Source organism: Chryseobacterium sp. CH25 (assembly GCF_004119455.1).
Lineage (GTDB): Bacteria > Bacteroidota > Bacteroidia > Flavobacteriales > Weeksellaceae > Chryseobacterium.
Window position 1 is genome coordinate 79,359 of sequence record NZ_NRQT01000011.1, and the last position, 25,820, is coordinate 105,178.

Below are 25,820 nucleotides of genomic sequence, written 5' to 3' on the forward strand. Positions count from 1 at the left end.
TATTTTGAACTCAATTAATACGGATACTGCATAACGTCTTCTCCAAAAACTTCTTTTCGGATAAGAGGCAGTTTAGAAATCAGTTTTTTAAGACCTTCAACTCCCTGCTGTTCTGTATTATGAGAATGATAATCTTCTATTTTGGAAACATCTTCTTCTCCTTCTGAAAAATACTTAGCATAGTTCAGATCACGATTGTCAGCAGGAACACGATAGAAGTCTCCCATATCTTCTGCTTTAATCATTTCTTCACGGGTACAAAGTGTTTCGTATAATTTTTCACCATGACGGGTTCCTATAATTTTAACAGGAACTTCTTTTCCGGTCATTTCGATTAACGCCTGAGCTAAATCTCCTATACTTCCTGCAGGTGCTTTGTTTACAAATAAATCTCCCGGATTTCCGTTTTCAAAAGCAAACAAAACCAAATCAACAGCATCTTCCAATGACATAAAGAATCTGGACATATTAGGATCTGTAATAGTAATAGGCTGTCCTTTCTGAATTTGATTTAAAAACAAAGGAATAACAGACCCTCTCGATGCCATTACATTACCGTAACGTGTTAAGCAAACCACAGTATCAGTAAGGTTTCTGGCCTCGGCAACCGCAACTTTTTCCATCATTGCTTTAGAGATTCCCATTGCATTGATTGGATAAGCAGCCTTGTCTGTTGAAAGACAGATTACTTTCTGAACTTTATTAGCTGCCGCTGCGCGAATTACATTTTGGGTACCTTCTACATTGGTTTTTACCGCTTGCATTGGGAAAAATTCACATGAAGGAACTTGTTTTAAAGCAGCAGCATGAAAAATATAATCTACACCACGTGTTGCAGGCTCTACAGAACTGTAATCGCGCACATCACCAATGTAGTATTTAATTTTATCATTTTTATAAAGGTTTCGCATGTCATCCTGTTTCTTCTCATCACGGGAAAAAATACGAATTTCTTTAAAATGGTCTGTCTGTAAAAAACGGTTCAGAACAGCTGTTCCAAAAGAACCTGTTCCACCCGTAATTAATAATATTTTATCTTTTATCTGTTGCATGTGCTTAATTTAATAATTTGATCAATTGATTTATTCCGTTTTTAATAGTTTGCTGTGTTGAATGTACATCATTTTTTATACTTTCTACCAATGCGAGATATATACTTTCTTCATCCAAAGGATCAAAAGTAATACTAGGCTCACACACCTGGAACATATAAGGTAAATTTGCACCTATCACTTTACAGCCACATTCTATTGCTTCAACAATTCCCAGTCCAAAACTTTCGTCTACGGACGGAAAAATTAAATATTCGGTTTTATTATACTGTTTTATTAACTGTTCTCTTTTAATAAATCCCAGGTTAACAATAGGATATCCCTGGTTTATTTTCTCCTGAATTAACTCTCCCAGAGAGGTAAATATTTCAGATTCTACTGTTATATATAATTTTCCTCTTTTTGTTTCATCATAAAATTTACAAAAAGCATTTAATAACCGGATATGATTTTTATGTGGAGCTCCTGCACTTACATAAATATATGAGTCCGGCTCCCTATTCTGCTCTTCATTTTTTAAATCTTCATTCGGATAAAATGGTAAAACCAAAACATTATCTGAATTAAATTTATATTTTTTTAAAAAACCATCTTTCATCAGGTTACTCTGTACCATAAGAAAATTTGTATTTTTCAAAAGCTTAGAAAAAATCAGGGATTTTATTTTAAGCAATAGTTTTTGAGAGATCCCAAATTCTTTAGGAACATTAAGATATAATTTCTGTTGAAGATAGGTATAAACCGGTATATTTAACCGAATCGTTGGCGGTAAATTTCCAAAACAGAATACTTTAGTAAATTTTTGAAAATTGTTCTTATAAAATGTATGCCTGTTAGATAATGAGGCTTTCAAATACAGCTTACGGTCAGATGGAATGTAGTCAAAATCATTTGAACATCTTTCATCAAACAGATAAAAAACGTCCAATTGATGATCTGCTAACTTCTGAACCAGATAATCAAGAAGAACTTTTCCGCCACCATTGTTAATATACAAAGCATCAATTAATAACATTATTATTCAAAATTGTGTTTACATTAGATTCTATCTCATAATTCCTGGCTGCATTGTATTTTAATTTTTTAAAAATACCCAGCTCTTTGGCAGCAACTATTTTAAGACTTTTCTGGTTCCCCTGAATTGTATATGCCATACATCCTTCAGAAATATTGTAGATGGATGTCTTGGGAATATAGAAATCTGTTTCAAAATTAACAAATCGCATATTATTGAAGGAGTAATTTCCATTAATAACATCATTATTAATTTGTTTTACACCATATTTTCCTGAGCCAAGATAACAATTGTCTATGATAACATTACCAGAACTATTTAAACCAAATCCTATTTCAGTTGTTTCGATATGACAATCCCTTACTTCTGTGGATGCCCCACATAAAATGGCAATTCCGCCTTCTGCATATCCTTTATTTCTTGGCGTACCAATCTGCTCAATATCCACTCTCTGAATCATCAGTCTTGAGCCCTTTTCTTCTATTCCTATTTCTGAGCAATTTGTAATGATTCCATCTGTAATTGAAGTAAAATAACTTCCATTTTCAAAAACAATTCCTTTTCTACATGCACCAATATAAAAATCGCGTATTTTATTATTCACAGCTGTAGCTCCTTTAATTCCAATATCAAAATTTGAAATTCTCAGTTTTTCAAGAAAATAAAAATTTGAATTATTAAGTATAAGACCTGCTGTAGCTGTTTTATTGGTTCCTTTGATACTTAATTCACTTACTTTAGCACTTGAAACATCTTTATAAGGTGACAGTCTGATTCCATCGGCTAAACAGTTGATAACTGTTGCATTAATTCCTTCTCCGGTAATACTGATAAAAGGATCTCTTACTTCAATTGCTTTACTTGTCTTATAGATTCCTTTGGGAATAAATAAGGTTCCGCCTTCAAAAGCGGCAAGATAATCTATTGCTTTCTGAATACCTGTAACATCATCATTTTTACCATCTCCCTTGCTTCCAAACCATTTTGCATTCACATTCCCAGAGAAGTTTCTTTTATATAACTGTCCTTTTATATTGATAAAAATAACCTGGTCTGCTTTATAGTTTTTAGGCAGTTGATTTTCATATTTATCAAAAGTAAACACTTCATTTACATTCTGATCAAGAAGAAAGACTTTGTCCGTTGTATTAATATTCTTACTGTTTTGTACAGCTTCACTAATAGATACATACTTAACATCCTGAGAGAAACAAAATGTAATATTAAAAAGTAAAATGATTAAACTTATATTTTTCATAAACTAAATAATTATGAATTCAATTTATATTATCCAACTTCAACTGGTAATTCTTTATTAAAAATAGATTTATAAGGAATGTACAAATCTTTGTATGCGAAAATAACGCCATAAAATTTGAAGGCTAAATAGACAATCAACAACAGTAATACTAAGTTTTTGACTATTTTATTTTTGGTCTGTAAAATTAATATCGGGTACAGGAATATTTGAAATATCTCATAATATCCTGAAAAACGAATTAAAGCTACAGAAATAGGTACAAATAGAATAAACAGTACCACACTCATCAGATACAGATTAAATATTCCTCTGAATTGTGCATTCTCATAATTTTTAAATAGAAAAACGATGAAAATTAAAATCAGGAAAAGCCTGTAGGAAACTCCTCTGATCATGGTCTCCATAGGTGAATAACCAGATCCAAACGCTTCGTCCGTTCCTGCTTCCATATAGACAGCACTTCTTTCAGATACTGATCCTAAACCACTACTTCCTATAGCAGTAAGCAATGAACCGGCAACAGACGTTAAAGCAAAACTACCAACTAATACAATTATGATTTGCTTTCTTGAAAGATTAAGGTTATATATCCAATAAGCAGGGAAAAATATTAATGCAGATTTATGAAAAAGCATCGCAATAAATACCGTCAATAAAAACAGATATACTTTCCTTTGAATGATAAAATGTAAGGCCAAAACACAAATTGAAACGGCAATTGCCTGTCTTACAAAAAATATACTGGCAAGCGATACACTAAACCAAACCAAAACTGAAAGTACTGGTGCTTCAGAATATTTTCTTATGACATAAAAAAAGCAAGAAAATATAATTGAAGCTTCAAAAAATAATAGCACAGAATAATCTCCTGTAGCAGAGTAAATAATTGTATTAAGTCTTATAAACAAAAACTCATACATCATTTGTAAATATTCGTTACTTGCAAGATTTTCGAAGATAAATTTATATGCAGCCCAGTCTGTACCTCTTTCCCATCTTAAAAATGACAGCAGATAAAACACTGAAATAATAGGAATAACAGCTATTTTCCCAAACTTTTTCCCAAAATTCATTTCGGAAAAGGACAGCAAACTAATTAATCCAAAAATTATATATAAATACATAGTATGACATTCATTTTCTAAACATCCTAAATTGGATAATTAATATTTTTCCAATTAAAAATGCTTTTTAATTCTTTGAAATCTTTTATCGTTTCTAAACTGATTTCATGCTTGACAACCTTTCTGATAATACTTTCCATTTCATCGGTATCTTCACATAAATATCCTATTTCTCCATATGAACAAATATGATTGAAGTAATTATTTTTAATGGCAATTACCGGTTTTTCGTGATTGATTGCATCAAAAATTGCTCCACTGGCAGTTAACTGATACTGGTTTTGATCATAAAAAAACAGTATTGCATTCAGTCCTTTAATTGCTTCATTATATTCATTTGTGGGTATTATGGTGTCTGCTTTTGCTATAAAATTAATTAATGGAAAGTCTTCTGTATGATAACCATGTCTGCCTATCACAAATAATTCCAACTTTTTCTCCATAATAAGATCTTTCAGACTTTCGGAAAGCTTAATAAATTTAAGCATCCCTTTATTTTCTCCTACAGCTCCTACAATTCCCATTTTCACTGGTAATGAAGACTGTTTTTCAACAGCTACATCTTTAAAAAAGTATGGATGCTCCATACTCACAAAGGTTGCACTATTTTTAGGATATAATTCAATAAGTTTTTCACGAATTGATTTTCCTAGTGCAATAATCTTAATATTATCTGAGATCTTACTGTTAAAAAACCTTTGAAGAAGTTTCTTATACACAAAGATCGGTTTATTTTTAGGTACATTCTGAATTAAGTACTCCAATTCACCATGGGCTACTATTGTAAGATTGATCTTAAAAAGATTGGAAAGAAGGTTGAAGTACAAAGTCCCAAATTCATTTAAGTTTGCTAGGACAATATCTTGATTTCTGTATTTTAACAATAGAAAGAACAGTAAAAAACTCGCATAAATTTTTCGTAAAAAAATGTGATGTGATTTCTTTCCTTCCAGCACCTTAATCTTTTTAAATTCAACTTTACCGGAATTGTAGCTGATATTATTGCTTACCAGAATCTTTTTTAAATTTTCATAACTGGACTCTGAAGATAAATATATAATTTTTTCAAATCTTGCTTCTAAAATTTTAAAAAAAGCAGCATTGAAAACTTCATGAAAATTTCCAATTGAATTTGAATCAATAAAAACAGTGCTTTTTTTCATTAAAAATAAGATTTAAAATTTGCTTTTAGGAAAGCAAATTTTTCTTTGGTTGTATATTGCTTATTCGCCAGTCTTCCAAATGTTGCAAAAAAATCTAAGAAAATATACTTATAGTAATTTTCTCTGTCGTGTTTTTTTAAGTATCGGTTTCTGCTTTGGTGTATTACAGTTCTCTTGAAATTAGAAACCGTTGCCCCTAAATCACTACCACCTTCCAAATGAATAATTTTTGTGGTTGTTACAATATAATTTTTATATCCCAGATTTACTAATCTTTTCTGTAAATCTGTTTCTTCATAATATAGAAAAAAGTTTTCGTCAAATCCACCAACTTCTTCATAAATCTGTCTTAAAATCATTAGATCTGCTCCTGTCACAAAATCAATTTCCTGAAACTCGTTTTTTGTTGAAATTTCAAATTCTTTTAAATTTTTCCCAAAATAGGTATTGATATAATTTTTTGCTTTCGGAAAAAAACCACCACTATTTATAAAATTCCCATCCTCATCAGTTAAAATACATCCCAATGCTCCAATATTCAATATATTTTGATTGGCAACATAGAAATCCAACATTTTTTTGATAGAGTTTTCCAGTAAAATGGTATCAGAATTCAGTAAAAAAAGAAATTTTCCTTTTGCAGATTTAGCTCCCAGATTATTGGCAAAGCCAAAACCCAGATTATGTCCGGACTGAATAAACCTGATATTTTCTGTTTTCGGAAGAATTACTGAAGATTCATCACTAGAAGCATTATCTACTACTATGATCTCATAGGTAAACCCTGTTGAAAATTTCTGAATACTCTCTACACACTCAAGTGTTAGTTTACAAGTATTGTAATTTACAATAATAATAGAACAATCTAAATTCTGCATTTGATTTATTTTGATTCTAATAGTTCATATAATCGTTTTACCAAAACACTCCAATCATAGTTTTCATCTGCATACGCAATAATGTTTTCTTTAGAAGGTAATGGCATCTTCTCGTCTATAATACTCTGAAGAATAGAGGCTAATTTTTGAGAATCACCTACAGGAAATAATTCACCAAATTTACCAAATCCTGAAATTTCCTGTGCTGGCAATAAATCGCTGGATACTAAAAAGTTTCCGTGTGCGAGTGCTTCAACCAATACCAAGCCAAAGCTTTCATATCTTGATGTTAAAACAAAAACTTTTGATTTAGCATAATACGTATCTAAAAGTTCCCTGCTGGAAATATTGCCTGTAAATTCTACTTTTTCTTTTAAATTTGGAGCGTTTAAAAAAAAGTCATCAACTACTGGTATAAAACTTTCCTCTATAGGACCTATTATTATTACTTTCCAGTCTAAAAGGTTTATATTTTTAATAGCATCCAATAAAACTTCAGTATTTTTTTGATAAGTCCCTATCCTACCCACAGTCAATATAATATTTTGCTTTTCAACAGGGGGTACAGATGATCCAGTATTTACAAAGCCATTAGTTAAATACTTTGTATTATAGTATGATTCTTTATTTAAAAAATCATTGATTTTTTTTGTTTCTACAGTAAATAACGCTGTATAATTATAAAGTTTTTTCTTAAAATTATTAATAAATGTTTTCTAGTAATATTACTTTCAAAAATGGAATCATCCAAATCCATTTTAAAATAAAATTTCAGCCTATTAAAAGATAATATTTTAAATAGAAAACTAATAAAAATCTTCATAAAAGAAGGATGAAACATCATTACATAGTCCATGCTCCTAAAATTGGAAAACAAATAGCAAAAAATATTTAAATCCTCCCTTTTAAAAATTTTCTTAATTGATTTATAATTTAAACCTTTTACCTCATTTTTTAAATAAGGCAAATTTTCAGCTTTTTCATAGAATGAGATATAAGACTCATAATAACCTTCTTTTTGTAACATATAAGGGATCATCCCAACATCTTTTATCAAGTGTACATTTTGTCCTATAGGAAATATACAATGAAATTTCTTTTTCCCCATACTATTCTTTTTTTGAATTATTGAAATAACATTTCTCGTTCATTCATTGTTCCAGTTACTTAAAATCCTTACAGTAAATATAAAGCAGCTGAATTCTTTTAATGATTTACTATTTATTTTTTTATTCTGCTTCTGATTGCATTGATGGCTATTTCCCGCTCTTCCATTTTTAACACTACACTTAATCCAAATGCTGAAACACATAATAAAGCTCCCATGCAGATCATCTTTAGAAGTGAATTATTAATAATAATATACTTTCCTGCACAATACATGATCAGGCAGAGTACAATTGTGAATACGATATATTTCAACAGCCCCAGCTTCAGTTCTTTTTTGAATGGATAACTTTTGCTCATCAGGAATGCGAAAAAAACATGGGCAACCGCAATTGATACCGGAAAAGTATAAATTCCTAAGAGTGGTCTACAAAAGAAATTAAGCGCTACAACCAGAATTTGTGTAAGCATTCCCATTAATGCATAAATTTTCTGTTTTTCAGATGCCAGTAAACTCATTCCAAACAGGATATAAGAGAATAAACCAATTAATGCTACGGCATATAAAACAGTCATTTCTGAAATGGTTTTAAGCTGTTCATGAGCAATACTTCCCTTATTATAAAGAAAATCAATTACAGCAGGTGCAGCCCCCATTAGAAAAGCAATAATTAATCCTATTAATAATATACCTAAATGAAATACTTTTTTAAATTCACTATTAAAGCTATCCTTTTCAGAACGTATATAATATTTAGATAATGTGGGAACAACAACAGTGGTTACAACACTCAGTACGATACTGTACAATAACATTGGAACACGGTTAGAGAAATCTAAAATAGAAACTGAGCCCGATCCTAATTCTGCTGCAAATATTTTCTCTAATAATGTATTGATTTGTCCAAAAAAATAGGGCAGAAAAAATGGAATAGCAAAAAGAAAAAACATTTTGAATCCATCAAATTTAAAGTTCCAGCGATATTTAAAGAGCGGTATTTTTTTCCTGTAAAAATAAAACAGAATAAAAAATATCAGTAATAGTGTTGATATATAATAAGATATTACTAATGCATATATTCCGAACTGATTAACAAATAGTATCAGCAATGCTATATTCAATATATTTGAACAAAAACTTGATATTTCTGCTACAAAGAAAATCTCATAAGCATTTAAAATACTTATCCCTATTTGCATTAATTGATTGAATAATAATGCAGGTGCTACGTAAATGAGCATCTTCTGAAGAATTTCCAGTTGAGCTACATTGTAATCAGGCGCAATAACCCGAGCAAAAAATGCATTAAATAATACAATCAGTACTATCCCCAGAACTGAGAAACAAATAAAGTAAAATAAAAGAGATTGTGTTTTTCTGATAGCATACTCATCATTTTCTTTTTCTTTTAGGAAAACAAATTTTGTTCGGAATGTTTCATTTATTGGCCCCCAGATAGCAAGATCAAGAGTTGTAATGGTTGCAAAAGCAAGTAACCAAATATCTTTCTCTATACTTACTCCAAAGTAACGTGCTGTAAGAGACAGCAACACTAAATTAACAGGTATCTTGAGCAGTTTCAATAAAAACAAAATACTGATTTGCTTTCTCATTCTATATGTACATTATAATGAATCAGCAAAAACTATTGTAGAAAAGGCGAAATATTCTCATAGATTTTTTTAACATCCTGAGATTTTTCTCTTTTCACTACCAAAATAGCATCTTCAGTAACCACCAAAATACTTTTTTTAATTCCTAAAAACTCCGTATGTATATTGCTTCCAATAACCATATTACCATGTTCATCTGTTGGATGACCATTCTTCTTTAAGTAACTGTACAAAGAATCAAAAGATCCCATATCAGACCATTTGAAATTTGATTTTACTACTTTAAGTCGATCTGTCTTTTCCATTACTGCATAGTCTACAGATATAGATGGGATATTCATACTTTCTTCAAAAGGTAATTGATCTCCTATTTTTGCCTTAAAAGCAATCTCAGACTTTGTATAAACCTCAGGTTGATATTTTTTAAGTTCTTCTAAAAAAATTCCAGCTTTAAAACAGAACATTCCCGAATTCCATAAAAAGTTACCTTTCAGGATAAATTCCTGGGCTGTTTCCAGGTTAGGTTTTTCCCTAAATCCCAATACATTATTCCCATCTACCTGAATATAACCAAAACCTGTTTCCGGTTTCGTAGGAACTAATCCAAATGTAACAATGGAGTCCTGCTTTGCCAGATGAATTGCTTCATTAACACATCTTTTATATTCTTCTTCATCTTCTATTAAATGATCAGATGGAGTAATAAGTAAAATATCTTCTTTATCAGCTGCAAATGCTGCAAAAGCTATAGCTGCTGCAGTATTTCTTGGTGAAGCTTCTACTATTTGCTGGAATTGCTCTATATTAATCTTTTGCAATGCTTCTGAAGACAATTCAAAATTGTCTGTATTACCAATCACAGTTAAGCTGTCACAAAGACTAATATTTCTAATTGCTGTTAACTGAAAAAGGGATTTCTCACCAAAAATATTCAGATATTGTTTAGGTCTCTGTTTTCTGGATAAGGGCCAAAGTCTGCTTCCAACCCCTCCAGAAAGTATTATATTAATAATTTTAGTCATTTAATCTACAGTCTCTCTTTAATTTTTTCCAACCAGGTTTTTTCCGTAGCTGAGTAGCCATAGCCATACTTATTTCCATAACCATAATGGTTTTTATCCACATCATTAAGTACAAATCCTACATTTTTAATTTTATGGCTGTCAATATTACTGTTAGCAAAATCAATAAGAGATTTTTCAGTATACCTTGATCTTGTAACATATAATGTAGCATCAGCTAAGTCTGCAAACAAGAAAGTATCAGTTACTAATAGTAGAGGAGCAGTATCTATAATAATATAATCATACTTGGTTCTTAAGTTATCCAGTAATTTCTCATATCTTCCGTTACTCAGTAGATCTGTTGGATTTGGCGGAATCATTCCTGAGTAGATAACATCACAATGTGGGTTAAAAGAAGTAACATGTATGATATCTTCCAATTTTGTCTGATCTGAATATAAATACTCTGTTAAACCGGTTAAGCCTCTTCTTGATGTATTGTAACGCTGAAGCTGAGGGTTTCTAATATCTGATCCGATAATAATCACTTTCTTATTAGGCGTTGCTAAAGTCAAAGCTAAATTAACAGAAACAAAAGTTTTTCCTTCTCCCTTCACTGAAGATGTTACAAAGACTACTTTTCCTTTCTCTTTTTTCGGTAACAGGAAGTTCATATTGGTAATTAAAATACGGAAAGCTTCTGCCATTGGCGAAAGGTCATTAACCTGTACAATATCTGAATCTCCTTTTAAAACACTTGGTAATTCTCCCAATACAGAACCATGAGAAAGTTTTTCCAAGTCATGCTTACTTTTAATCTTATTATTAAGCATTTCTTTAAGATAGATAATAATAACAGGTAAAAGAAGTCCGAATAATAATGCTCCGGCAAGGAAAAGCATTTTCTTAGGAGCCACAGGGGTAGGTGATGCATAAGCATAATCTATAATTCTAGCTTTATTTGCTGTAACAGCCAATGAAATTGCAGTTTCTTCTCTTTTCTGTAATAGAAGCAGGTATAAGCTTTCTTTTATCTGTTGCTGTCTCTCAATGCTTCTGAACATTTTTTCCTGTGCAGGAATTTTAGTAATTTTTGAACTTATGATATTCTGCTCACCCTGATATTGATTTTTAGCTAATTGTAAGCCCGTTCTGTTTTTTACCAGGCTTTCCATAACAGAACCTCTCATAGAAGAGATCTGTTTATTAAGATCAATTATTATAGGGTTCTGAGGTGTAGCGTTTTCAAGGAGTCTGTTTCTCTCTAAAACAAGCTGGTTGTAAGCTGATATATTAGCAGAGGCAGAAGTATTCTCTAATCCTACATTGGAAGGTAATACCTGAGTATTACTCTGTCTTCCCATAAAATCAATTAAAGCATTGGTTAGCTCAAGCTGTGATTCTAGTTCAATTTGTTTGGCTCTGGCTCCAGCTGATGTTTCAAGATTTATTTGAGCTTCTGTTTTTAAATCTGTAATTTGGTTGGCAGCTTTGAAACGTTCTTTTTCGTTTTCAACCTGTCCAAGTTCTTTTGATATAAGATTGATTCTGTCATCAATAAAATCTTTAGTCTTTTGAGACTCTGAATTTTTATCATTGATAGCATCATTATTATATACTGTAACTAAAGTATTTACAATATCCTTAGCTTTATTGATATTTGCATAGTTTAATGATAAGTTGATAACCGTTGCTTCTTTATTAATCAAGTTTACCCCTAATATTGTCTGCAAATAATTAACAGTACCCTCTAAAGTAGAATAGGTAAAATGCATATCACTAATATCTCCGGCCTTAGATTTATTAAATAATGGATTCTTGATAATCAATAAATTAGCGTAAGGCAGGCTGATTGTTTTCTTAAACTGCGTTTTAATTTCCGGAAAATTATCACTTGTTAAAACAATATTCTCTCCAGAAATTTTAATAGCAACAGGAGTTATCTTATTAGAGTAGTCCTTCTCATTAATAACCTGAATAATTATAGGAGATGTCTCTTTATAAAGTTCATTGTCATTCAATTTAGATTTCGCATATATTGAAGTCTGCAAATTATTCTGCTTTACAACTTCATACATGAGCTTTTTTGACTTGAAAATTTCCATCTCATTGTCAATACTGTTCGTACCCATTCCCCCGAAACCTGAGAGATCCTGTAAAACACCAAATTCACCTCCCACAGCAGGCGTTTTTTTAGCATCTTTAATAAGAACTGATGACTGAATGTTATATATAGGGGTAACAAACTTTAAGTAAAAGTAAGTTGCCACTAAGCATATGATAGGAACAATAATAAACCATATCCAATTTCTTAAATAGGGTTTAATGATCTCTTGAATATTAATTTCTTTTTCTGATCCTTCAATAACTGGGTTATCCATTATCTAGTTTTAAATTTTACAAATTTCTTTGTTATCCAACAACAAGTATTAATTATTTTTTTAATTAGAGCCTTGCATCTACTAAGCTTCTGTCTATACAAGCTTTAGTATCAAAAATAACACTATCTTCTTTTTTTATTTTTTCAAAGTCTAATGTGAGGAACTCTTTGTGAGATACGGCAATGATAATTGAATCATATTTTTTATTATCCTCAAGCTGACTAAGAATCGTTACCCCATATTCATGTTTTACCTCTTCTTTATCTGCCCATGGATCATAAATATCTACGTCTACACCATAATCTTTTAATTCATTATAGATGTCGATAACTTTTGTATTTCTTACGTCAGGGCAATTTTCTTTAAAGGTTACTCCTAAAATCAAGGCCTGAGAGTTTTTGATGATATTTCCTTTAGCAATAAGCAGCTTTATCACTTTTGATGCGATAAACTTCGAAATGGAATCATTTACCCTACGTCCTGATAATATAACATCAGGATGATACCCAAGTTGCTCAGCTTTATGAGCCAGATAATATGGGTCTACAGAAATGCAGTGCCCACCAACAAGACCTGGCTTATATTTCAGAAAGTTATATTTTGTGCCGGCAGCTTCAAGAACATCATTGGTATCAATTCCCATTCTGTCAAAAATGAGAGCCAGCTCATTAACAAAAGAAATATTGACGTCTCTCTGTGCATTTTCAATTGCTTTTGAAGCTTCTGCTACCCTAATACTGGGAGCTTTATGAGTACCTGCTGTGATTATTTTTTTATATAAGTCGTCAATTTCCTGTGCTATTTCAGCAGTGGATCCGGAAGTGACTTTCATCACGCTGGTTAAAGTATTTATTTTATCTCCAGGATTGATTCTTTCCGGAGAATATCCTACAAAAAAATCTTCATTGAATTTTAACCCTGAATGTTTTTCCAGAACCGGAACACATTCTTCTTCTGTACAGCCTGGGAAAACTGTAGATTCAAATATAACAATATCCCCTTTCTTGATAATCTCTCCCAGCATTTTTGATGCAGTAAGCAGGGGATTAAGATCTGGAGCATTATATTTATCAATAGGTGTAGGTACTGTTACAATAAAGACATTGCATCCCGCAATCTCCTGAATATTACTTGTTCCTCTATAGCCAATATTTCCCTCTGATTCATGATAGCGGCCTAAACAGTTTTTAAGTTTATCAATATCTGCTTCTAATGTCGCATCATGACCACTATTAAGTTCATTAATTCTTTCTGTATTAATGTCAAAGCCCAAAACCGGATAGTGATGAGCAAACTCCAAAGACAAAGGTAACCCTACATACCCTTGTCCGATAATGGCTATATTGTATGATTTCATTCTTTTGTGATTCTTTCAAATAATTAAATTATCAATATTGTCTTAAGAATTTAATTATGTAACTTTTATTTTTTAAATAGGCTCATAACAACAGCAAGTGCTGTAATACCAATAGAAATAGCTGTCAGATAAAGTCCTGTATTAGGATTCTGTCTTGCTGTTATTTCTTTTGCTTTAGTTGATGGAACAATAATAGCGTCACCTTGTTTTAAATTATAAAACGGAGAGTTAATTAAATTAGCATCCTGTAAATTAATTTTGCCGTGGGTAACTGTTCCGTTTTCAGTTCTTACCACCAATATGTCTGTTCTTTTTCCATACATCGTTAAATCGCCTGCAAGTCCCAGAGCATTCCAAATTGTTGCCTGTCCGTTAGCCACTATATAATCTCCCTGTCTGTTCACCTCACCTAATATTGTAATTTTAAAATTAGCAAGTCTTATACTTACAGTTGGATTAATAACATATTTGCTTATTTTCTCTATTAATTCACTTTTAAAATCGATCAGAGTTTTATCTTTTGTACTAAGTGTACCAATAACCGGAAAGTCTATGTTCCCATTATTGTCTACAACATAGGTAGGTCCAGACAGTGTTGTCATTCCATGATTAGGTGTATTTCCCCCTGCACTGGTATTATTCTGAATCACATCTGATGAAGAATAACTCTGATTAAACGGCTTTACTACATCCATATCTTTAGCAGTAACCAAAATAAGCAATTGATCCCCAGCCTGTATTGTATTACCTGAATTTTTTGCAGATGCTTCAATAGCCACTTGTTCTATATTCTGCAAATAGTTTAAATCATTCTGAGCATTTTCTTTAACCTTACATGATACTAATAAAAGTATAGAAAACAGTCCTAATATTTTACTTTTCATATTTTAAAATTGTACAAATATACATTTATATTTTTTCTATTTATCCAAAACCTCGTAGATAGAATTGTTACTGATAAATTCAGGAACGATAAGTTTAAGGATTTTAACGACTTCTACTTTTTCCTTTTCTACAGAGGCTTCCGTGATTAGATTAACAAGTTCTTCTATCTCAGAAAATGACATTGTTGGATCTTTGGAAATCATAATTTTGTCATTATGTGTAGGAAGCGTTTTAGCATTGTCACTTAGAAGCTCTTCATATAGTTTTTCACCAGGCCTCAATCCTGTATAAATAATTTTGATATCAATATTAGGTTCAAAACCTGATAACTTGATCATTCTTTTTGCTAAATCCAGAATTTTCACAGGTTCACCCATATCAAAAACAAAAATTTCACCTCCCTGGCCCATGGTTCCTGCCTGAAGAACAAGCTCACAGGCTTCAGGAATAGTCATGAAGTATCTTACAATATCAGGGTGTGTAATGGTAACAGGTCCGCCTGCTTCAATCTGTTTTTTGAAATGAGGAATAACGGATCCGTTTGAACCTAAAACATTTCCAAATCTTGTTGTGATAAATTTTGTTGTATTCCCTTCTGCATGTTGCAGAGATTGAACAAACAGCTCGGCAGCTCTTTTGGATGCTCCCATAACGTTAGTAGGATTTACTGCTTTATCAGTTGAGATCATTACAAATCTGTTGACTTTATAACGACTGGATAAAACGGCAATATTTTTTGATCCCAAAACATTTACACGGATCGCTTCATTAGGATTATCTTCTACTAATGGTACATGCTTGTAAGCTGCGGCATGATATACCATCGAAAAATTATGCATCTGGAATAAAGGCTCTACCCTATGGATATTAGAAACATCAGCCAATACAAATTTGAATCTGATATGAGGAAACTTTTCCTTCATTTCAAGTTCAATATCATATAATGGAGTTTCTGCCTGATCAAGTACAACAATTAAAGAAGGAGTAAACTGAGCTACCTGACGGACAATTTCACTTCCGATAGAACCGGCTCCACCAGTGACCAATACACTTTTACCGTGATGTCTGCTTTTTACTTCTTCATTCTCAAGTTTGATAGGTTTTCTATTAAGTAAATCCTCAATTTGAAGATTTCTTATTGATCCACCTAAATCACTGTCTCTTAATTTTTGAACGGAAGGTGCTTTAAATACATTAAGGTCTTTTTCTAAAAACAGGTTGACCCAGGAGTTCATTTCATCCTTTGCCATCATTTCTTTTACAATAATGACTCCATCAATAACGAGGTCATCCTTTGTACTGTTTTCGATTTTTTCTTTGGCATAGATTGGTTTACCTAGTAAAGAAGCCCTTTTTGAATCAGTTCTCTGGGTCAGAAAACCAACTACCTGATATGGAAGATTTGGATTATCTAAAATAGCCCTTGCAATAGCAATAGACTGTTCATCAATCCCCAGTACCAGAATTCTTTTTTTCAGTGCACTTCGTCTGTATTCCCTTACGATATGAAAAAACTCTTTAACATATAACCTGAAAAGAAATAATCCCATAAATGAAATTACGAAGTATAATATCAGGTAAGGAGTTAAGATAAATTTCCCTCCTGTAACCCAAAAATACACCACATTCACTGTACCAACCACAAACATCGTACAGAAGCACGATACAAGCAATTTGAACAAGTCAATAAAAGTAGAGTGTCTGATGATTCCTGCATACGTTTTGAAGATATACATGAAAAATGAGTTTACCAGTATAATAAAAGCAAAAACAATACTTTTATCTTCGTGGTAAATAAACTCTTTCTGAGTAATCTTTTCTATAATGTAAGTAGAAAGAAATAAAGATATAACCAGAATAATAATATCTATTACTAATATTATCCATCTGGGAAGATATCTTACGTCTGAGAGATTGACAATATTATCCCCTCCAAATATTTTTTTTCTAAGAGAATTGTACATTGTCTATATTTGTGTCCATATTTTTAATTAATGTAAGATCCAATTATCCACCAATGATAATTTCGATACAATCATGCAAAAATAGAATAAAATTCTATTCAGTTATTGAAATCAAAAATAATTTTGATGTTTCCCTATTTTCTGAAGTTATTATCAGTCAGTCAATAGAGCAAGTGATTGACAAAAATCATACCATAAAAATTCAGCGAAAGGTGATATTTATGAATAATCCGCTTCTTTTTTATATCTATTTACTCTTTTCTCTTTTGTCAGATTTTGTAAAATATTGATTTTAAACAGAATTAATATTTAGTCAAAAATATCATTTATTTTTTCATATTCAAAGCCTCTGCTCATCAAATATTTTATGGTCTTCGCTTTTTTTTGATATTCTTGTAATCCTTTTTGTTTAGAAGAGTAATCTTCATAGATTCTTGTGATGGTTTTGATGTAATCATCTTCATATATTTCATCAAAACACATGCTGATTAATTTTTCAGAAATTTGTTTCTGTTTAAGATTCATTCTGATCTTATTCCTTCCCCAGTGTTTGATATAAAATTTCCCTCTGATGTAACTTCTGGTAAACCGTTCCTCATTAAGATAGTTTTCCTTCATCAGGTAAAGGATGATCTCTTCCTTTGCCTCATCAATCAGTAAAAACTCTCTCATTTTCTGTTCTACCTCTGCATGACAGCGATCCTGATATACACAATAGCTCACCAGTTTCTGCTTGATCTCATCAAAGGTAAAAGATTTCTTTTCCATATGAATAAAAAAAGAATGAGCTTATGCCCATTCTTTATACTATATTATACTCTTTATTAGTATTTGAATAATGCTTTTCCTTCCATTAATTCATTCACTTTCTTTCTTACAGACGCAAGAACTTCTTCATTTTTGATATTGTCTACTACTTCAGAGATTAATCCTGCAATAGTTTCCATATCATTTTCTTTTAGTCCTCTTGTTGTAATAGCAGCTGTTCCTAATCTGATACCAGATGTTGTAAATGGAGACTTGTCATCGAAAGGAACCATGTTTTTGTTACATGTAATATCAGCAAGTACTAATGCCTTTTCTGTTTCTTTACCGTTTACTCCTTTATTTCTAAGGTCTACCAACATTAAGTGGTTATCTGTACCTCCACTCACGATATCAAATCCTCTGTCGATCATTGCTTTTGACAATGCCTGAGCATTAGATCTAACCTGTTTTGCGTAAGTTTCGAACTGACCGTCTAAAGCTTCTCCGAAAGCAACTGCTTTACCAGCAATTACATGTTCCAGTGGACCACCCTGAATTCCTGGGAATACAGCACCATCCAATACCTGGCTCATCATTTTTGTTTCTCCTTTTGGAGTTTTGTGTCCGTATGTATTTTCAAAGTCTTTCCCCATCATAATCATTCCTCCTCTTGGACCTCTTAAAGTCTTGTGAGTTGTAGTGGTTACAACGTGGCAGTGTTCAAATGGTGAATTTAATAATCCTTTTGCTACCAACCCTGCAGGGTGAGCGATATCTGCCCAAAGAGTTGCTCCGATCTCGTCAGCAATTTCTCTGTATTTTGCATAATCAAGGTCTCTTGAATAAGCTGAGAATCCTGCGATCATCATTTTCGGTCTTTCTCTTAAAGCGACTTCTCTCATCTGGTTATAATCAATAAGACCAGTTTCTCTTTCTACTCCGTAAGAAACTACTTCATACTGAATTCCTGAGAAGTTTACAGCAGAACCGTGAGTAAGGTGTCCTCCCATTGAAAGGTCCATTCCCATGATCTTATCTCCCGGTTTCAAAACAGCAAGATAAATGGCTGCATTCGCCTGAGATCCGGAATGTGGCTGTACGTTTACATAGTCTACTCCGAAAAGCTCTTTTGCTCTGTTGATCGCTAATGTTTCAACCTCATCTACTACTTCACATCCGCCGTAATATCTTTTTCCGGGATACCCTTCAGCATATTTATTTGTCAGTACACTTCCCATTGCTTTCATCACATTTTCAGAAACAAAGTTTTCTGATGCAATAAGCTCTAATCCATGGGCCTGTCTTTGTCTTTCCTTTTCAATCAGGTCGAAAATAATATCCATTTTACTTTTAGTTTTTGAAATTTTTCACCCCAAATGTACGGAATTTTCGTTGAGATTTTGGCATCAAAAAATATGATTTTAGACCTGAAATTTTATAAAAGCATTAAAGTATTGCCTATTTACAAATTTTCTTCTACAAACTGTCTGCAGTAATTTTTTATCTGATCACGCACTCTTCTGAATTCCTGATTGATTTCTTCCTGTGTTCCGGATGCTTTGGCCGGGTCCGGGAAATTATGATGAAATGCTTTTGATTTTGCAGGAAAATAAGGACAGCTTTCTTTGGCATGATCGCAGACCGTAATTACATAATCAAAATCTATATCTCTGTATTCATCAACAGCATTTGAAGTATGCCCGGAAATATCAATACTGTCTTCCAACATTGTTTTAACAGCTCCAGGATTAAGTCCGTGAGTTTCAATACCTGCGCTATACACCTCTGCCCTATCCTGACTAAAGTACTTCAGATACCCTTCCGCCATTTGGCTTCTGCAACTGTTCCCGGTACAGAGTACCAATATTTTCTTTTTCATTATTCAATCAATTAACAACATCCTGATCCTGGTGCACAGGAATTTTGATTCACCACTAATTCACCTAAGCTTATCTTTTGTTTCTGAGGTGGAACTCCACATGCATCTGTTGCCAGGCAAGCTGTTAGCTTATTTTTCAGTACAAAATTTTCACCGTTAAATTCCAAATCATATTTTCCGATAGTGTTATCCTGATACTCTACTTCAATTTCAAAATCACCAATTCCTAATTTTTCTTCAGAAAGATGAATGATATGTAAAAGTTTTCCTGGTTTCAGACGGTGTTCATAATCATCTGCATTCCATAGCTGAAAATTTACTTTCTCTTCCTTTCTGATTACCCCTCCGCAATCAATAAAATTCTTAGTAACCATTCCTACTTCCGTTACATGAAAATGTTCCGGAACAAAGGTGCCGTTTTCTAACTGGAATTCTACATTTTCCAGTTTTGGTAAGATGTTTTTGATTTCTGATAGTTTCATAATTAAATATTTTAAATTGTTATAATGCAATATTACGATATTCTTTTGCAAAAAATGTCTAACAACATTTTTGATTTTTAACGGTTGAAATGATATTTGAAAAGTAATGAATTAAATCTTCAAAAACTTTTTCATCAACACAGTAGCATATAGAATTGCCTTCAATATTTCCTTTGATAAGACCTGCATTCTTTAATTCTTTTAGATGCTGGGAAACAGTAGGCTGTGCAAGAGGGAGCTCATTGACGATATCTCCGCAAATGCATTCGTTTACCTTAAGCAAATATTCAATGATAGCAATTCTTGCCGGATGACCCAATGCTTTTGCTATAAGGGCAATTCTATTTTGTTCTTCTGTAAAAAAATCTGTTTTTGTAGCTCCCATAATTCAAACTATATCGCAATATTACGATTATAAATTAAATTATCAAACTTTTACGATCTTTTTCATAGTTTATTTTGTGTAGAAATTCATTTTTTTATCCTAAAACTCTTCTTCAGAGAGTTCTTTATTCACCATTGCACCAGCTAAGTTTCCTTGTGCGACTGCATTGGCTACAGACCTCATCATGGTTACATTATCACCACATGCAAAAACTCCTGGAACAGATGTTTTCTGCATAAAGTCTACTTTGATAAATCCATATTCAGTAAGTTCACAGCCTAAACTTTCTGAAACTTCAACATTCTGCTCAAAAGGAATTTTAGCGTACAGAGCTTTTAATGCAACAGCATTTCCATTTTTAAAATTTATTTTCTGAATCTTTCCGTTTTCATGTTCAATACTTTCTATTTCTTCTTCATTAAGATTGATGCTATGATCTTTCAATATTTGAATCTGATTTGTGTTAAGAACAGTTTTTCCGTTAGTAAACAAAGTAAGTTTTTTGGTCATATTAAAGATCAGTTTTGAGAATTCAAAGGCCATATCTCCATCAGCCAGAATTCCTGTCACTTCATTTCTTACTTCATATCCGTGACAGTACGGGCAGTGTAATACAGAAATTCCCCAACATTCAGCAAATCCAGGAATATCCGGCATGATGTCTTTTACTCCGGAAGCTAAAATTATTTTCTTTGCATAGAATCTTTCACCGGAAGAAACTTCAATCTCAAAATGGTCTTCATTTCTAATTATTTTTTCGGCTCTTCCTTCAAAAAACTCTACCGTTTTGTATTGTATCACATCTGCTTTTGCAAGAGTTTCAATTTCTTTTGGTGTTTTTCCATCGTGGGTAATGAAATTGTGAGAATGAGGTGTCTGTCTGTTACAAGGTTTTCCTTCATTAATAATTAAGACATTTCTTAAAGATCTTCCCAGAGACATACCAGCAGATAATCCGGAGTAACTTCCCCCGATGATGATTACATCAAAGTTTTTATTTTGCATATAGTAATGAATTAATACTGCAAAGTTAAAATAAAAAACGCTATTGCAACATTATTGCAATAACGTTTTTTTATGTTCTTTTTATATTTTATCTATCGTAAAGTATCTTTATTTTCTGTAATCTATTATTAATCTCTGCCTTTGACTTCCACAATTTCACTCTGAAGTCTTTTTCTGATATCTATTTTAGCTCCTTCAAAGCTGAAAATTGTAGTACCTTTTTCTCTTGCGTATGGATTGGTAATGGAATCAGCCATTACTGAATGTTCAAAAAAAGCTCCGGTCTCTTCAAGTTCATCTTCAGGACGGTCTTTAACTCTGATCAGGTTTTTATATTTCTTGCTTAAATCAAACCAATTGATATAATCTGCATTGAATGAAACAGCTTTTATTCCTTTTTTAGAATAATAATTAATAGCTCCGGCCTGTCCGTAATTATCACATAAAACCAAAGTGTTTCCGGTTTTTGACAGTCTGGAATATTCTTTATCTACCTTCTGAGCCAGCTCTTTCCAGCCTAACATGTCTGCAAAATCCTGAGGTAAAGGATGATCTTTTCCATCTTCCCAGCGCAGAAGCCCGAATTTTTTATAAGGCTCAGGATTTTCAACTATATATTCCGGGCTCTTATTAGGAAATGCCAGATTATATATAGGAACAAATAAAAGTAATGGTAACAAAATACAGACAGGCTTAAGAAATCTTGTCCATCCGCTTTTTAAAATATTCTCCAGATAAACAGCACCAAAACCTATATAAATGGGATAAATACCAATTGCATAATAGTCTTTGGCTCTAAAAAATACAAATAACGACATTGTGATTACATAGCCCCAAAAGAAAAAGCGAAACTTTTCAAAAGGTCTGTAAAACAATAAGGCATAAAAACCAAACAGAATTACAAAAGTTACTCCGATAAAGAATAAAAACTGAGTTTTCAAAAAATCTAACCTGTTAACATTCACCAATTGGGTTTTGGAAAGTTCCTGCATGTGATGTACTACAGGAAAGCCATGATTATACTGCCAAATGAGATTGGGCAGTATAATTATTAAAGCTAAAAGAGCAGCTCCATAAGCATGAGGGTTTGCAAAAATCTTTCTCTGCTTGGTTATTAAAAGTGCCGGAATGAATCCCAGTGCAAGAAAAGCAATGTTGTATTTATTCAAAATACCTATTCCGAAAATGATTCCGCACCAATACAGCCATTTTACATGTTCTGTATTGACATATTTTATCAGGATATAGAAAAAGGAAGTCCATAACAGAACATCCAGTGAATTGGGCTGATACAGCATATTCAAACGAAGCAATGAGGAAAACAATAATCCAAGGGAAGCAAGAATGCAGGCAAAAAGGTTTCCCTTTAAGTCTTCAATCGCTTTCCAGACAACCACCATCGTTAATGCTCCGAATAAAGCAGGAAAAAACCTAACCCAAAATACAGAGTCTCCCAACATCTTTATCAGCCATGAGATCCATGAGCTTACTGGTGGAACAGAAAGATAGCCCCAGGCGAGATGATTTCCCTGATCAAGATGTAAATACTCATCCCGCTGTAAATCGTATTCCGGGGTTACCAGAAAATACTGAAGAACAAATTTTACAATGATAAAAAGTATCAGAATCAGAAGGTTTTTCTTCATGGCCATATTTTATTAATTAAAAATAAGACATTTTAAGCTTCTGATTTGTTACATATTAAAGTTGAAATGAAAAATAGTATAGGCTGGAAGCTAGAAGATGGAAGCTGGAAGTACTTTTATCTATATTATCAAACATTTGCCAGTAAAATTACTCTATAAAAAAATCCCGAAGAATACTCTCCGGGATCTAACAGTTTAAAATGTATAGTATAAGTTTATTATTTTGCTTTTGCTTTTTCTTTCAACTCTTCTTTGTCTTTATCAGAAGGGTTCCAAACTTTTATTTCAGAATCTTTTGTAATGTTGGATCCAGGAAGAACCTGAACATTAATTCCATCACTAGCCCCAAGTTTCAGATATACTTTCTTGAATTTTCCATCTGCCTGTTTTACCTCTACAAAAGGAACATCCTTCCCTTGCTTCTTTTCATACTGAACTAAAGATTCATCCAGTAATAAAGCATTTTTCTGAGAGCTTAATACAATCTCTCCATTCGCAGAGAATCCAGCTCTGATGTATTCATTGTTAGGATTTTCTACGTTTCCTTCTACCGGGAATTTGATGGTTCCTGCGTTATCTTTTCCTTTTGGAGCAATCATAGTAAGTTTTCCAGGGAAAGTTTTATTCTGTAGAGCACCAATGACGATATTCATATCCATACCCTGCTTTAATTTCCCTGCCTGAGCTTCATCAATTTCTCCTTTGAAGATCAAAGAGTTTAAATCTGCAACTGAACAGATTGTTGTCCCAGCGTTAAAGTTGTTTGCTTCAATTACCTGACTTCCTAATTTTACAGGAACTTCAAGTACGGTTCCTGAAGCTTTGGAACGGATTTGTGTAGTGGCTAAACCTTGTCCCTGAAGTTCAGGAGTAGCTCCGGTTTTCGCAATCTGTAGTCTTTTTTGTGCTGTATTCAACTGCTGCTGCGCATTTTTAAGAGTCTGCTGCTGAGAGAATAGTTGCTGTTGGGAATTAAGAAATTCCTGTCTTGAAGCCACCCCTTGCTTATACAGTTTATCCTGCATTTCAAATTGTTTCTGCATATTCCCCACATTCATCTGAGCATTGCTGATCTGAATCTGAGCATTCTGAACTTCCTGCTGAGCTGCATTCACTTCAGAAATACTTGGTACAATTTTCACTGTAGCAATCAGCTGACCTACTTCTACTCTGTCTCCTTCTTTTACTAAAATTTTATCAATGATCCCTGTAATGTTGGGTTTAATTTCAATTTCTTCCTTTGGAACAATTTTTCCGGTGGCCATTACCTTATCATCCATATTCTGGATATTAGGTTTACGGGTAAGGAAAGCCTCGCCTTCTTTAGAGTTTGATTTTACAAGATAACCAATCCCTGAGAACAATGCCACTGCAAATAAAAGCCCCAACACTATATAAATGGCTTTTTTCCAAGTGAATTTCTTTTTCATATGTATAGTTTATTTTTTAATTAAAAGATTGAAAGGATTTAAAAACTAAAAGACCATTCTCTCTATTTTCAAATTCTCAAATTAATTTATTTTCAAATTATTATTCTGTTCTTAATGCTTCAATTGGTCTGATTTTTACCGCTCTCTGTGCAGGAATCATCCCGATAATCAGTCCTAATATCACCATCACAGCCATGGCTGCAAATACATTTCCGTAGTTGACGGTCGGATTATAAAAAGGAAACGAGTCCTGTCCTTGGGTGGCCATATTTAAAATCATCAGCACAAAAATTCCAAACATAAATCCTAACAACCCTGAGGAGAGTGTAATCACCACACTTTCCAGTAAGATCTGATTTCTTACTTCAGCCGGTTTAGCTCCCAATGCTCTTCTGATCCCTATTTCTTTAGTTCTTTCTTTTACGGTAATCAAAAGGATGTTTGAAATGGCAATAACTCCTGCAAGAATTGTTAATGTTCCTACAATAATGGTTAAAAGCTGCATCCCTGTAAGGAAGCCTGTCAGTTTTTTAAATTCTTTTCCTAAGTTGAAACTTCCAAAGGCATTGGTATCTTCGGGAGAAATTTTATTTTTCGCTTTTAATACCTGTTTTACTTCTTCTTCCACACCATTAACATTAGCGTTAGGCTTACTTACAATAGCAAACAGATCAATCTGCTCTCCGGCATTATACATTTTAGTGTAAGTGGATAATGGGATAAAAGCTGTTTGATCATTCTCAAAACCACCTCCTTTCTTTACTCTGAAAACACCAATTACATTAAAAAATATTCCTTTTATATTGATAGACTGCCCTATCGGATTTTCTTTTTTCTTGGAATCAAAAAGGTTCTTGTAGATCTCTTCTCCTATAACCACTACATTTTTATTTCCGGAAATGTCTGCATCATTAAGATAACGGCCGTAAATAAGTTTCTTTTCTGAAATTTTATTTCCTACTGCATAATCTCCTGTAAGGGAATAAGTGGCACTTTTTCCGTTTCTTGACATAGATTCTCCCGGTGTTCCTGTGAAACTCCCTCTTGCATTCTGAGGGGATATATAATCTACATCAATTACTTTTCTTTTGAGCATTTCCATATCTGACAAGTTCAGGTGAACTTCTCTTCCTTTAGGGAAACCTTCATAAGGAATAGATGTCTTCTGCGCCCACAGGAAAATGGAATTGGTCGCAAATCCGGAAAATAGCTTATCAAAACCATTCTCCATCCCTTTTGCAGCCCCAAGAAGGCTTACATACAAAAACATCCCCCATCCTACTCCAATCATGGTAAGAAATGTGCGGAGTTTATTATTCCTCAATGAATAATAAATTTCCTGCCAAGTATCTATTTTAAATATGATATTCACCTTTCTGAATTATAAATTATTAATAGCTGTAAAAAGAATAAAGCAAACTGCTGTCATTACTTTTTTTCA

General features: G+C 32.6%; 23 protein-coding genes. All 23 read right to left on the bottom strand.

Annotation, left to right across the window (positions count from 1 at the left end):
* Positions 1-14 precede the first annotated feature (14 nt).
* The 23 genes from BOQ64_RS19940 to BOQ64_RS20050 all read right to left on the bottom strand — a co-directional run bounded on the left by BOQ64_RS19940 (position 15) and on the right by BOQ64_RS20050 (position 25,751).
* Positions 15-1,052, bottom strand: coding sequence for a polysaccharide biosynthesis protein (locus BOQ64_RS19940; protein WP_129055007.1), 1,038 nt, complete (start codon positions 1,050-1,052; stop codon positions 15-17).
* Positions 1,053-1,056: 4 nt separating this feature from the next.
* Positions 1,057-2,067, bottom strand: a complete 1,011-nt coding sequence (locus tag BOQ64_RS19945; protein WP_129055005.1) for a glycosyltransferase — start codon at positions 2,065-2,067, stop codon at positions 1,057-1,059.
* Positions 2,054-3,325, bottom strand: a complete 1,272-nt coding sequence (locus BOQ64_RS19950) for a glycosyl hydrolase family 28-related protein (RefSeq protein ID WP_129055004.1) — start codon at positions 3,323-3,325, stop codon at positions 2,054-2,056. The genes BOQ64_RS19945 and BOQ64_RS19950 overlap by 14 nt, the downstream gene beginning before the upstream one ends.
* A gap of 29 nt (positions 3,326-3,354) precedes the next feature.
* The gene (locus BOQ64_RS19955; RefSeq protein ID WP_164975855.1) at positions 3,355-4,401 is read right to left on the bottom strand and encodes an EpsG family protein; all 1,047 of its coding nucleotides are present in this window, start codon (positions 4,399-4,401) and stop codon (positions 3,355-3,357) included.
* Between the two features lie 77 nt (positions 4,402-4,478).
* A complete protein-coding gene (locus tag BOQ64_RS19960; RefSeq protein ID WP_129055000.1) occupies positions 4,479-5,615 on the bottom strand; it encodes a glycosyltransferase in 1,137 nt (378 codons plus the stop codon).
* Positions 5,615-6,493 (bottom strand): glycosyltransferase family 2 protein, encoded by an 879-nt coding sequence (locus BOQ64_RS19965; protein WP_129059810.1) that lies wholly within the window; start codon positions 6,491-6,493, stop codon positions 5,615-5,617. The genes BOQ64_RS19960 and BOQ64_RS19965 overlap by 1 nt, the downstream gene beginning before the upstream one ends.
* 5 nt (positions 6,494-6,498) lie before the next feature.
* A complete protein-coding gene (locus BOQ64_RS19970; protein ID WP_129054998.1) occupies positions 6,499-7,200 on the bottom strand; it encodes a glycosyltransferase family 4 protein in 702 nt (233 codons plus the stop codon).
* Positions 7,149-7,601 carry a hypothetical protein gene (locus BOQ64_RS19975; protein WP_129054996.1) on the bottom strand — a complete coding sequence of 151 codons (453 nt, stop codon included), beginning with the start codon at positions 7,599-7,601 and terminating at the stop codon, positions 7,149-7,151. Before BOQ64_RS19975 ends, BOQ64_RS19970 begins: the two co-directional genes overlap by 52 nt.
* A gap of 113 nt (positions 7,602-7,714) precedes the next feature.
* Positions 7,715-9,214 (bottom strand): lipid II flippase MurJ, encoded by a 1,500-nt coding sequence (locus tag BOQ64_RS19980; RefSeq protein WP_129059812.1) that lies wholly within the window; start codon positions 9,212-9,214, stop codon positions 7,715-7,717.
* Between the two features lie 32 nt (positions 9,215-9,246).
* Positions 9,247-10,236, bottom strand: a complete 990-nt coding sequence (locus BOQ64_RS19985; RefSeq protein WP_129054990.1) for a mannose-1-phosphate guanylyltransferase — start codon at positions 10,234-10,236, stop codon at positions 9,247-9,249.
* Between the two features lie 5 nt (positions 10,237-10,241).
* Positions 10,242-12,599 carry a GumC family protein gene (locus BOQ64_RS19990; RefSeq protein WP_129054988.1) on the bottom strand — a complete coding sequence of 786 codons (2,358 nt, stop codon included), beginning with the start codon at positions 12,597-12,599 and terminating at the stop codon, positions 10,242-10,244.
* Positions 12,600-12,663: 64 nt separating this feature from the next.
* On the bottom strand, positions 12,664-13,956 hold the full coding sequence (locus tag BOQ64_RS19995) for a nucleotide sugar dehydrogenase (RefSeq protein WP_129054986.1): 1,293 nt from the start codon (positions 13,954-13,956) through the stop codon (positions 12,664-12,666).
* Between the two features lie 65 nt (positions 13,957-14,021).
* Positions 14,022-14,840, bottom strand: a complete 819-nt coding sequence (locus tag BOQ64_RS20000) for a polysaccharide biosynthesis/export family protein (protein ID WP_129054984.1) — start codon at positions 14,838-14,840, stop codon at positions 14,022-14,024.
* 36 nt (positions 14,841-14,876) lie between these two features.
* Positions 14,877-16,805 (bottom strand): polysaccharide biosynthesis protein, encoded by a 1,929-nt coding sequence (locus BOQ64_RS20005; protein ID WP_129054982.1) that lies wholly within the window; start codon positions 16,803-16,805, stop codon positions 14,877-14,879.
* Positions 16,806-17,114: 309 nt separating this feature from the next.
* Positions 17,115-17,579: a regulatory protein RecX gene (locus BOQ64_RS20010; RefSeq protein ID WP_410494445.1), complete on the bottom strand. Its 465-nt coding sequence runs from the start codon at positions 17,577-17,579 to the stop codon at positions 17,115-17,117.
* A gap of 50 nt (positions 17,580-17,629) precedes the next feature.
* The gene (glyA, locus tag BOQ64_RS20015; protein WP_129054978.1) at positions 17,630-18,895 is read right to left on the bottom strand and encodes a serine hydroxymethyltransferase; all 1,266 of its coding nucleotides are present in this window, start codon (positions 18,893-18,895) and stop codon (positions 17,630-17,632) included.
* 119 nt (positions 18,896-19,014) lie between these two features.
* Complete coding sequence (locus BOQ64_RS20020) at positions 19,015-19,431, bottom strand: arsenate reductase ArsC (RefSeq protein ID WP_129054976.1); 417 nt, start codon at positions 19,429-19,431, stop codon at positions 19,015-19,017.
* A gap of 11 nt (positions 19,432-19,442) precedes the next feature.
* Positions 19,443-19,913, bottom strand: coding sequence for a DUF6428 family protein (locus BOQ64_RS20025; protein ID WP_129054974.1), 471 nt, complete (start codon positions 19,911-19,913; stop codon positions 19,443-19,445).
* Positions 19,914-19,971: 58 nt separating this feature from the next.
* Positions 19,972-20,298: an ArsR/SmtB family transcription factor gene (locus BOQ64_RS20030; protein WP_129054972.1), complete on the bottom strand. Its 327-nt coding sequence runs from the start codon at positions 20,296-20,298 to the stop codon at positions 19,972-19,974.
* Positions 20,299-20,397: 99 nt separating this feature from the next.
* On the bottom strand, positions 20,398-21,303 hold the full coding sequence (locus BOQ64_RS20035; RefSeq protein WP_129054970.1) for an NAD(P)/FAD-dependent oxidoreductase: 906 nt from the start codon (positions 21,301-21,303) through the stop codon (positions 20,398-20,400).
* A 128-nt stretch (positions 21,304-21,431) separates the two neighbouring features.
* A complete protein-coding gene (locus BOQ64_RS20040; RefSeq protein WP_129054968.1) occupies positions 21,432-22,949 on the bottom strand; it encodes a glycosyltransferase family 39 protein in 1,518 nt (505 codons plus the stop codon).
* Positions 22,950-23,167: 218 nt separating this feature from the next.
* Positions 23,168-24,379 carry an efflux RND transporter periplasmic adaptor subunit gene (locus tag BOQ64_RS20045; protein WP_185147090.1) on the bottom strand — a complete coding sequence of 404 codons (1,212 nt, stop codon included), beginning with the start codon at positions 24,377-24,379 and terminating at the stop codon, positions 23,168-23,170.
* Between the two features lie 100 nt (positions 24,380-24,479).
* Positions 24,480-25,751, bottom strand: a complete 1,272-nt coding sequence (locus BOQ64_RS20050; protein WP_129054964.1) for an ABC transporter permease — start codon at positions 25,749-25,751, stop codon at positions 24,480-24,482.
* Positions 25,752-25,820: the final 69 nt, after the last annotated feature.